Source organism: Streptomyces sp. RP5T (assembly GCF_003933965.1).
Taxonomy (GTDB): Bacteria; Actinomycetota; Actinomycetes; order Streptomycetales; family Streptomycetaceae; genus Streptomyces.
The window spans coordinates 1-8,060 of sequence record NZ_RSAJ01000386.1 but is presented as its reverse complement, the minus strand read 5'-3'; the positions used below and the strand labels follow the sequence as shown (position 1 = coordinate 8,060).

Sequence of the window (8,060 nt, the reverse complement as noted above, 5' to 3'; positions counted from 1 at the left end):
CCATCACCTCGACGGTCCGGGCACTGCGGAGCCACGACTGCGTCCTGTGGCGCGGGCCCGCCGTCGGGGAGGGACTGCGCATCGACGAGGGCGTGCACCTGTGGACCTTCACGAAGGTCAGGGGCGGTGTGCGCGTCCACACCGAGGAGACCTGGACCGGATCCCAGGTCGAGGCGGACGTCCCCACCGCGACGGCGGCCCTGGGCTGGGGCCTCGAAGCGTGGCTGCGCGACCTGAAGGCCGCGGCGGAAGACCGGCCCACGACACGGTCGTAGCGCGGGCCGGGGCTGTCCGTGACACGCCCCCGGACGGGCTATCCCGGCTGTTTGCGACCTCTCGGGTCATAACGTACCGAATATGATGAGATTTCATATCTCCCACCTGGCATGCCTCGCGGCGATCGTCGGGGCGGTGTTCGGGGCCGCCCCGCCCGTCGCCGCCCACCAGATGACCCACGTGGTCTTTCCCGGACAGTCGATCCAGCGGGCGGTGGACGCCGCCGAGCCGGGTGACACCGTCCTGCTGACCCCCGGCACCTATCGCGAGAGCGTCAAGGTGAGCACGCCGGGGATCACCTTGAGCGGCATGGGCCGCGAGACCGTCATCGAGCCGGCCGGGAAGAAGGCCGGCAACCTTTGCGCCGAGGCCGGCAACGGCATCTGCGTGATGGGGACGAAGGACCACGACGTCGAGGGCGTCACCGTCGCCTCCCTCACCGTGACCGGGTTCACCGGCAGCGGGGTGTTCGCCATGGCCACCGACGGTCTCACCGTGCGGAACGTGACCGCGGTGAAGAACGGCGTCTGGGGCATCGCCCAGGAGCGCTCGGTGCGCTCGGTGCTCCGCGGGAACACCGCGCGGGACAACGGCGACGCCGGCCTGTTCCTCGCCAACACCGTCAAGGAGGAGGCGGGCGCCACGGACACCCGGGGGACCGTGGTCGCGCACAACCGCCTGGAGGGCAACCGGATCGGCATCACCGTCCGGCGCCTGCGGAACCTCACCGTCGCGGGCAACCACCTCACCGGCAACTGCGCGGGCGTCTTCGTCGTGGGCGACGAGAACAAGCCCAGGGCCGGTGCGCTGACCGTGCGCGACAACAGCCTCGTGAAGAACAACAAGTCCTGCCCGAAGACCGCGCGGCTGGACGCGCTGCAGGGCTCCGGCATCGTGCTGACCGGCGCCGAGGACACCCTGGTGACGCGCAACCGTGTCATCGGCAACGTCGGCGCCTCCCCGCTGTCGGGCGGCATCGTCCTGTTCAAGAGCTTCGTGGGCACCACCAGCGAGCGGAACCGGATCGCCGACAACACGCTGGAGGGCAACGCCCCCGCGGACATCGTCAACACGGACGCCGGCAAGGACAACACCTTCGAGCACAACGTCTGCCAGGCCTCCAGGCCCGCGGGAATGTGCTGACCGGCCGTGGCCATCCAGGAAACCGAAGAAGAAAGGCGGCCCATGACGACCGCTCAGACCGCTCAGACCGCTCCGCAGCCGTCCATGCGGCTCAGGGAACTGGTGTTCGGCGCGGCTTGCGCGGCCGCCCTGCGCGCCGCCGCCCGGCTGGGCGTCGCCGACGCCCTCGAAAACGCCCCGACGGCCGTGGAGGACCTCGCGGCCGCGGTGAAGACCGAGCCCAGGACGCTGCGACGGCTCCTGCGCGCCCTGTCCTGCCACGGCATCTTCGCCGAGCAGCCGGACGGCACGTTCACGCACACGGACATGTCCCGGCTGCTGCGCGAGGACGACCCGAACAGCCTGCGCGCCATCGCGCTGTGGTGCACCGAGCCGTGGACCTGGGCCGCGTGGCCCCTGCTGGACGAGGCGGTGCGCACCGGCCACAACGTCGTGGAGGACCTCTACGGCAAGGAGTTCTTCCAGTACCTCAACGAGGACGCCCCGGAGTCGGCCGACGTCTTCAACCGCGCCATGACGACCTCCAGCGTGCAGTCCGCGCGGGATGTCGCACAGTTCCTGGACCTGTCGGGATGCGGCTCGGTCGCCGACATCGGCGGCGGCCAGGGGCATGTGGTGGCGAGCCTGCTGGAGAAGTACCCGACGCTCCACGGCACCCTGCTCGACCTGCCGCGCGTGGTGGAGAACGTCGACCCGCGGCTGCGGCCGGGAGGAGCGCTCGCGGACCGGGCGCGCCTGGTGCCCGGTGACTGCCGGGTCGCGGTGCCGGTGCGGGCCGACGTGTACGTCATCAAGAACATCCTGGAGTGGGACGACGACAGCACGTCGCGCACCCTGCGCAACGTCATCGAGGCGGGCGGCCCGGGAGCGCGGGTCGTGGTCATCGAGAACCTCGTCGACGACTCGCCCTCGATGCGGTTCAGCACCGCCATGGACCTGCTGCTCCTCCTCAACGTCGGAGGGGCCAAGCACACCACCGAGAGCCTGACCGGCAGGCTGACGGGGGCGGGCCTGGTCATCGACGACGTCCGTCCGGTCAACCCCTACCTGCACGCCTTCGACTGCACCGTCCCCGCCTGACGGGTCGGGGCCCGCGGACAGCCGCGCGCCGGGCACGCGATCCTCACGTGCCCGGCGAGCAGCGGTCGTACGGCGGACGTACGGCGGTCTCAGGAGCCGGCGTCGCGCTCCCAGCGGTAGAAGCACCTCGCCATCGCGTCCTTCGGTGACCGCCAGGTCGCCGGGTCGTAGGCGCTGACGTACGACGAGAGGCGCTCGCTGACGTCCCGGAACTCGGGGTGTCCGGCCGCCTTCGCGATGGCGGGGCCGGGGTCCTGCTCCGACTCGATGAGGTGCAGGTACACGTCCTGGAACTGGAAGAGGCTGCGCCGGGCGACCCCCACGAGGTGCGGCAGTTCGCCGCGGTCCGACTCCTCGAACACCTTGGCGATGTCCAGGGCCGACTCCGGGGCCATGCGGGCGACGATCAGTGACTGGTGCATCGTCATGTCCTCTCCCCGCTCAGTCGGACAGCATCTGCACGGGCCGGCGCTCTTCGGCGGCCTGCTCGATGCGGTCCCGGATCAGCGCCATCTGGACCTTGGAGTTGCGGTTGATGTTGTCCGTCATCCAGGCGTCGTCGACCGGGGCGTCCGGGCGCATCGCGAAGTCCTGCGTCCACACCATCCGGGTGCCCTCGGGCACCTTCTCGTACTGCCACACGATGTTCATGTAGGCGAAGGGCCCGGTCTCGACGCGGCGGGCGCGCACGGTGAGCGTGTCGGGGTCCGGCTCCCGCTCCGAGACCCAGCTCCACACCTTGCCGTCCGCGTCGGGGTGCATGGTGAGGCGGAACGTGGTCCGGTTGCCCTCCCGGGACAGGATCTCCGCGGAGGCGTACTCGCTGAACAGCCGAGGCCAGCTCTCGACGTCATTGGTCATCTCCCAGACCAGGTCCAGCGGGGCCGCGATGGTGATCTCGTTCTGCGTGTGTCCGGTCATGTCAGGCTCCTGCCAGCAGCGCGCTGTTGACGAGTTCGAGGAACTGCCGGGGGCTCTTGGACTTCTCCGCGTCGGGAGGCATCGGGGTGCCGTACCGGTTCTCCAGCTCGCCCACGATGCCGAGCAGTCCGAGCGAGTCGAGGCCGAAGGTGTCGAAGCCGGCGTCCTCGCGCTGCCGCAGCTCGTCGGGGGCGACGGTGACTCCGGCGGCCTTCTTCATGAGCTCGGACAGCTCTTCCACGGTGATGCGCTCACTCATGGGGTTCCTCTCCTTGGGTCGTGATGTTCGGTGGTGACGGGTGGTCGTGAGGCCGCGCTACGAGGCGCCGGCGGCACCGCGCCTGAGCACCAGCGCCGCGTTCGACCCCATGAGGCCCCGGCTGAGGACCAGCGCCGTGCGCACCTCGGCGGCCCGCGCGCGGACGGTGACGAGGTCGAGGTCGTGGCAGATGTCGAAGACGTTGGGGGTGGGCGGGATCAGCCCGTGCTCCATCGCGAGCACCGCGGCAGCCACGTCCAGGACGGGGGCCGCCCCGTAGGCCCGGCCGACGGCGGTCTTCGGCGCCGTGACCGGAACCCTGGTGCCGTGCGCGCCGAGGGCGTCGGCGATCGCCAGCGCCTCGGCCCGGTCGGCCTCCGGGATGCCGAGCGCGTCGGCGAAGACCACGTCGATCTCCTCCGGTGCGCACCCGGCCTCGTCCAGGGCGACCCGGATCGCCTGGGCCAGCCCCTGGCGGGACTCCTGCCAGCGCGAGGCACCGGTGAAGGTCGCCGCGTGTCCCGCCAGCGTGGCCCGTACCGGCACGCCCCGTTCCCGGGCCGCGCCCTCGGCCTCCACCACGAACATGGCCCCGCCCTCGGCCGGCACGAACCCGCAGGCCGCGGTGGTGAACGGGCGGTAGGCGCGGTCCGGTTCGGCGACCGTGCTCAGCTCCTCGTAACCGAGCTGGCAGACCATCGAGTACGGGGCCAGCGGGGCCTCGGTCGCACCGGCCACCATCACGTCGGTGCCGCGCCGCACCGCCCGTGCCGCGTGTGCCAGGGCGTCCAGACCGCCGGCTTCGTCGGAGGCGACCACCCCGCAGGGGCCCTTGAGGCCGCGCCGGATGGAGATCTGGCCGGTGCTCGCCGCGTAGAACCAGGCGATGGACTGGTACGGCCCGACGAACCGGCTGCCCTTGCCCCACAGTTGCTGCAGCTCGCGCTGGCCGAACTCGCCGCCGCCGGAACCGGCCGCGGTGACCACGCCCACCGAGAACGGCGCGGCGTCGGTGTCGGACCGGCCGAGCCCGGCGTCGTCCAGTGCCAGGTCGGCCGCCGCCATCGCGAAGTGCGTGAAGCGGTCGGTCTGGACGAGGTAGCGCTCCTCGATCGCGGCCGGCGGATCGAAGTCCCGGATCTGGCCGGCCACCCGCAGCGGCAGGTGCTCGCACCCGTCGCGGGTGATCCGGTCCAGGACCGCGACCCCTTCCATGGTGGCCTTCCAGAAGGCCTCGGTGGTGGTTCCGTTGGGCGCGACCACGCCGATTCCGGTGACGGCCGCGCGCCGGGGCTGCGGTGCGCTCATTCGGTTCCCTCCCTCGGCAGGGTCATGATCACCGCGGACTGGAAGCCGCCGAACCCGCTGCCCACCGAGAGCACGCTGCGCAGCCTGCGCTCACGGGCGACGCGCGGCACGTAGTCCAGGTCGCACTCGGGGTCCGGGGTCTCGTAGTTCGCGGTGGGCGGGACCACCTGGTGGGCCAGGGCCAGCGTGCAGGCGACGACCTCGATCGCCCCGATCGCGCCGAGGGAGTGGCCCACCATCGACTTGATGGAGCTCATGGGCGTGTCGTAGGCGTGCGCGCCCAGGGCCCGCTTGACCGCTGCGGTCTCGTGCCGGTCGTTCTGGAGGGTGCCCGAACCGTGCGCGTTGACGTAGTCGATGGCCGTGGCGTCGAGCCGGGCCTGGCCGAGGGCGTCCTCGATGGCCCGGGCCATCTCCAGGCCCTCACTGGTCAGACCCGTCATGTGGTAGGCGTTGCCGAACGTGGCGTAGCCGCCTATCTCGCAGTACACGTGCGCGTCCCGGGCCCGGGCGTGTTCCAGTTCCTCCAGGACGAGCACCGCGCCGCCCTCGCCCATGACGAACCCGTTGCGCCGGGCGTCGAAGGGACGCGAGGCGTGGGCGGGGTCGTCGTTGCTCGGGGAGGTGGCCTTGATGGCGTCGAAGCAGGCCATGGTGATCGGGGAGATGGGGGAGTCCGAGGCGCCCGCGATGCACACGTCGGCCCTGCCCTCCTCGATGGTGTGGAAGGCGTAGCCGACGGCGTCGAGCCCCGAGGTGCAGCCGGTGGAGACCGTCTGCACCGGCCCGCGGGCCTCGAACCGCTCCGCGACCGCCGAGGCGAGGGTGCTCGGGGCGAACGCCCGGTGCAGATGCGCGCCGGCCTGCGCGGGGTCCACGTCCCAGCGCTGCCCGCCATGGCTGACCAGCACGTAGTCGTGCTCCAGCCGGGTGGTTCCGCCGACCGCGGTGCCGAGCGAGACCCCGACCCGCCACGGGTTCTCCGCGGCGAGGTCGAGTCCTGAGTCCCGTACCGCCTCCTCCCCGGCGACCAGGGCGAACTGGAGGTACCGGTCGCTCCGGGCGATCTGCTCCGGGTCCAGGCCGTGCGCCGCCGGGTCGAAGTCGCACTCGGCGGCGATCCGGGAACGCAGCTCCGACGGGTCGAAGAACGTGATGCCGCGGGTCGCCGTACGACCGCTGGTCAACAGGTCCCAGAACGCCGGGACACCGATGCCGCCCGGGGCGACGATTCCTATGCCGGTGACCGCTACGCGCCTCCTCATGAGCGCAACCCGGATCGTTCGGCCGCCCCGCCGGCGTGGACCGCCTCCGGGATCGGCATGCCGTCGGCGTCCTCGGTGTCGACGTGCCCGAGCGGCGGGCTCGGGGCCAGCGGGCCGAGGTGGAAGACCATGCGGGCCTCCACGTTGCCGACGTTGCGGAAGCGGTGCCGCATGTGGGACGGGATCAGGAGCCCCTGCTCGGGCCGCAGTTCATGGGGCTCGCCGTCCAGGTCCACCTCGAGCTGCCCGCACACCACGTAGATGAACTCCTCGGAGTACGGGTGGTAGTGCTCGGCGATGCGGTCGCCGGGCTGCACGATGGCCACGCCCATGAAACCGCTGGTGGAGCCGACCGTGGCGGGGGTGAGCATGGCGCGCAGATCGCCTCCGCGCCGGGTGTTGGGCTCGACCTCGCTGAGATCCACTACTCCGGGATGACGTTTGATCACGACGTTCCTCCGAACATGTGCTGCATCGACATGAGGGCGTGGCCGGTCACGGCCCGAGCCGGTGGGTCAGGCGCCGGGCGCGCGGCGGTCGGTGACGAGGTCCATGCGGGAGACCGCGAGGAGGTGGGCGGGGGTGCTGTCCCGCAACGCCTGACCGTCCATCCCGAGGGCCGCGCCGTCGAGGAGGGCCGTCAGTTCGGCCGCCCGGCCGTGCTCCGTGAGACCGAGCACGGGGCCGGGGTCGCCGTCGAGGGGGCCGCGCACGTCGACCAGCCGCATCACGACGTCGTCGCGCTGGAAGATCGTGCTGCGCAGCACCGGTCCGCGCGGGTCGTCCGCCGCCGCCTCGTCCTGCCGGGCCAGCAGCTCGGCCAGCCGCATCCCGCACCCCTCGCGGGCCGGGTAGTACAGCGCGTGCCGCTCCGCCTCCGGGCTCTCCTGACCGGCCGTCACATGGTGGACGGCGGGCAGTGCCGCGCGGGTGAAGAACATGCGGGCCGACTCGGGGTCGTTGAGGTCCCGGTCCTGCTCCAGGTAGGGGTTGATGGCCTCCTCGACGGCCCGCACCTCGGGCTGCCGGGCGACGTGGCGCAGCGCGGCGAGCAGGTCGCCCCGCACCTCGATGGCCCGCACCACCCGGTTGCCGTGCATGAACAGGGAGGTGCGGCACAGCCGGGTGGTGTCGTCGACCCGCGGTTCCGGCGAGGTGTAGCCGGCGAGGATCTCGGCGACGGTGGCCTCGCTGCCCGGCTTGACCGTGAAGGTGAGCGCGTGGCGGATCAGTCCGTCGCCGATCCTGGGCGCCGTCTGGAGGCGGCGCTCCTCGGGGCCGGTCGGCACCGCCGGGCCGCCGGTCTCGCGGACGATGTGGAAGCGCAGCGAGCGGGTGTCCCGGACGCAGCTGTGCAGCGGCTCCACCATCTGCACGTGTTCCTCGCTGTTGACCCAGGTGAGGAAGGGCGGGGCGCTCTCCCACTCACTGGTGATGAGCCACTGGGAGGGGTTCTCGATGGACTGGCACAGCTGGTCGCTGACGTGTCCGGGTACCGAGGCGACCTGGCTGCACAGGCTCTCGTACGCCTCCAGGAACTGCTGTTGGGCCCCGTCGTAGACGTCCACGAGCAGGACGACACGGAGCCTGGAGCCGTCGAACACGGACTGGGAGACTCGCTGCGACGCCTGTTGCACGGGCGCCTTCGAAACACGGTCGGACGTGGTGGTCATCCTGCGCACATCTCCTTCGGGGGGCTACAGCGGGCGGACGTCGGCCACCGGGCGTGACGTCGGCGTTCCTCGATCGTCAGCCCGCCCCGGGAAGCGCGCGACTCGTATGCACCGTGGGGGTGACCGGCGGTGGGG

The 8,060-nt window shown here is 71.7% G+C and carries 9 protein-coding genes and 1 pseudogene; 3 read left to right on the top strand and 7 right to left on the bottom strand.

Features of this window, described 5'->3' with window-relative positions; genetic code table 11:
* The 3 genes and pseudogenes from EHS43_RS30725 to EHS43_RS30715 form a co-directional block, all read left to right on the top strand.
* Positions 1-275: pseudogene (locus EHS43_RS30725) on the top strand (hypothetical protein); the annotation flags it as partial.
* A gap of 82 nt (positions 276-357) precedes the next feature.
* Complete coding sequence (locus tag EHS43_RS30720; RefSeq protein WP_185806483.1) at positions 358-1,419, top strand: nitrous oxide reductase family maturation protein NosD; 1,062 nt, start codon at positions 358-360, stop codon at positions 1,417-1,419.
* 42 nt (positions 1,420-1,461) lie between these two features.
* On the top strand, positions 1,462-2,499 hold the full coding sequence (locus tag EHS43_RS30715; protein ID WP_125193963.1) for a methyltransferase: 1,038 nt from the start codon (positions 1,462-1,464) through the stop codon (positions 2,497-2,499).
* A gap of 89 nt (positions 2,500-2,588) precedes the next feature.
* Here the strand turns inward: EHS43_RS30715 and EHS43_RS30710 are convergent, their stop codons facing one another.
* From EHS43_RS30710 to EHS43_RS30680, 7 genes are all read right to left on the bottom strand, one after another.
* Positions 2,589-2,921, bottom strand: a complete 333-nt coding sequence (locus tag EHS43_RS30710) for a TcmI family type II polyketide cyclase (RefSeq protein ID WP_125193964.1) — start codon at positions 2,919-2,921, stop codon at positions 2,589-2,591.
* Positions 2,922-2,940: 19 nt separating this feature from the next.
* Positions 2,941-3,420 carry an SRPBCC family protein gene (locus EHS43_RS30705; RefSeq protein ID WP_125193962.1) on the bottom strand — a complete coding sequence of 160 codons (480 nt, stop codon included), beginning with the start codon at positions 3,418-3,420 and terminating at the stop codon, positions 2,941-2,943.
* A gap of 1 nt (position 3,421) precedes the next feature.
* Positions 3,422-3,679: an acyl carrier protein gene (locus EHS43_RS30700; protein WP_125193961.1), complete on the bottom strand. Its 258-nt coding sequence runs from the start codon at positions 3,677-3,679 to the stop codon at positions 3,422-3,424.
* 57 nt (positions 3,680-3,736) lie between these two features.
* Positions 3,737-4,987: a ketosynthase chain-length factor gene (locus EHS43_RS30695; RefSeq protein ID WP_125193960.1), complete on the bottom strand. Its 1,251-nt coding sequence runs from the start codon at positions 4,985-4,987 to the stop codon at positions 3,737-3,739.
* The gene (locus EHS43_RS30690) at positions 4,984-6,252 is read right to left on the bottom strand and encodes a beta-ketoacyl synthase (RefSeq protein ID WP_125193959.1); all 1,269 of its coding nucleotides are present in this window, start codon (positions 6,250-6,252) and stop codon (positions 4,984-4,986) included. The genes EHS43_RS30695 and EHS43_RS30690 overlap by 4 nt, the downstream gene beginning before the upstream one ends.
* On the bottom strand, positions 6,249-6,701 hold the full coding sequence (locus EHS43_RS30685; RefSeq protein WP_028807957.1) for a cupin domain-containing protein: 453 nt from the start codon (positions 6,699-6,701) through the stop codon (positions 6,249-6,251). The genes EHS43_RS30690 and EHS43_RS30685 overlap by 4 nt, the downstream gene beginning before the upstream one ends.
* A 66-nt stretch (positions 6,702-6,767) precedes the next feature.
* Positions 6,768-7,925 (bottom strand): SchA/CurD-like domain-containing protein, encoded by a 1,158-nt coding sequence (locus EHS43_RS30680; RefSeq protein WP_125193958.1) that lies wholly within the window; start codon positions 7,923-7,925, stop codon positions 6,768-6,770.
* Positions 7,926-8,060 lie beyond the last annotated feature (135 nt).

What these genes read in the sequence shown, in the direction of transcription:
- EHS43_RS30680 (WP_125193958.1), bottom strand. Translation starts at nt 7,925, where the DNA reads ATGACCACCACGTCCGACCGTGTTTCGAAGGCGCCCGTGCAACAGGCG.
- EHS43_RS30695 (WP_125193960.1), bottom strand. Translation starts at nt 4,987, where the DNA reads ATGAGCGCACCGCAGCCCCGGCGCGCGGCCGTCACCGGAATCGGCGTG.
- EHS43_RS30720 (WP_185806483.1), top strand. Translation starts at nt 358, where the DNA reads ATGATGAGATTTCATATCTCCCACCTGGCATGCCTCGCGGCGATCGTC.
- EHS43_RS30715 (WP_125193963.1), top strand. Translation starts at nt 1,462, where the DNA reads ATGACGACCGCTCAGACCGCTCAGACCGCTCCGCAGCCGTCCATGCGG.
- EHS43_RS30710 (WP_125193964.1), bottom strand. Translation starts at nt 2,921, where the DNA reads ATGCACCAGTCACTGATCGTCGCCCGCATGGCCCCGGAGTCGGCCCTG.
- EHS43_RS30705 (WP_125193962.1), bottom strand. Translation starts at nt 3,420, where the DNA reads ATGACCGGACACACGCAGAACGAGATCACCATCGCGGCCCCGCTGGAC.
- EHS43_RS30700 (WP_125193961.1), bottom strand. Translation starts at nt 3,679, where the DNA reads ATGAGTGAGCGCATCACCGTGGAAGAGCTGTCCGAGCTCATGAAGAAG.
- EHS43_RS30690 (WP_125193959.1), bottom strand. Translation starts at nt 6,252, where the DNA reads ATGAGGAGGCGCGTAGCGGTCACCGGCATAGGAATCGTCGCCCCGGGC.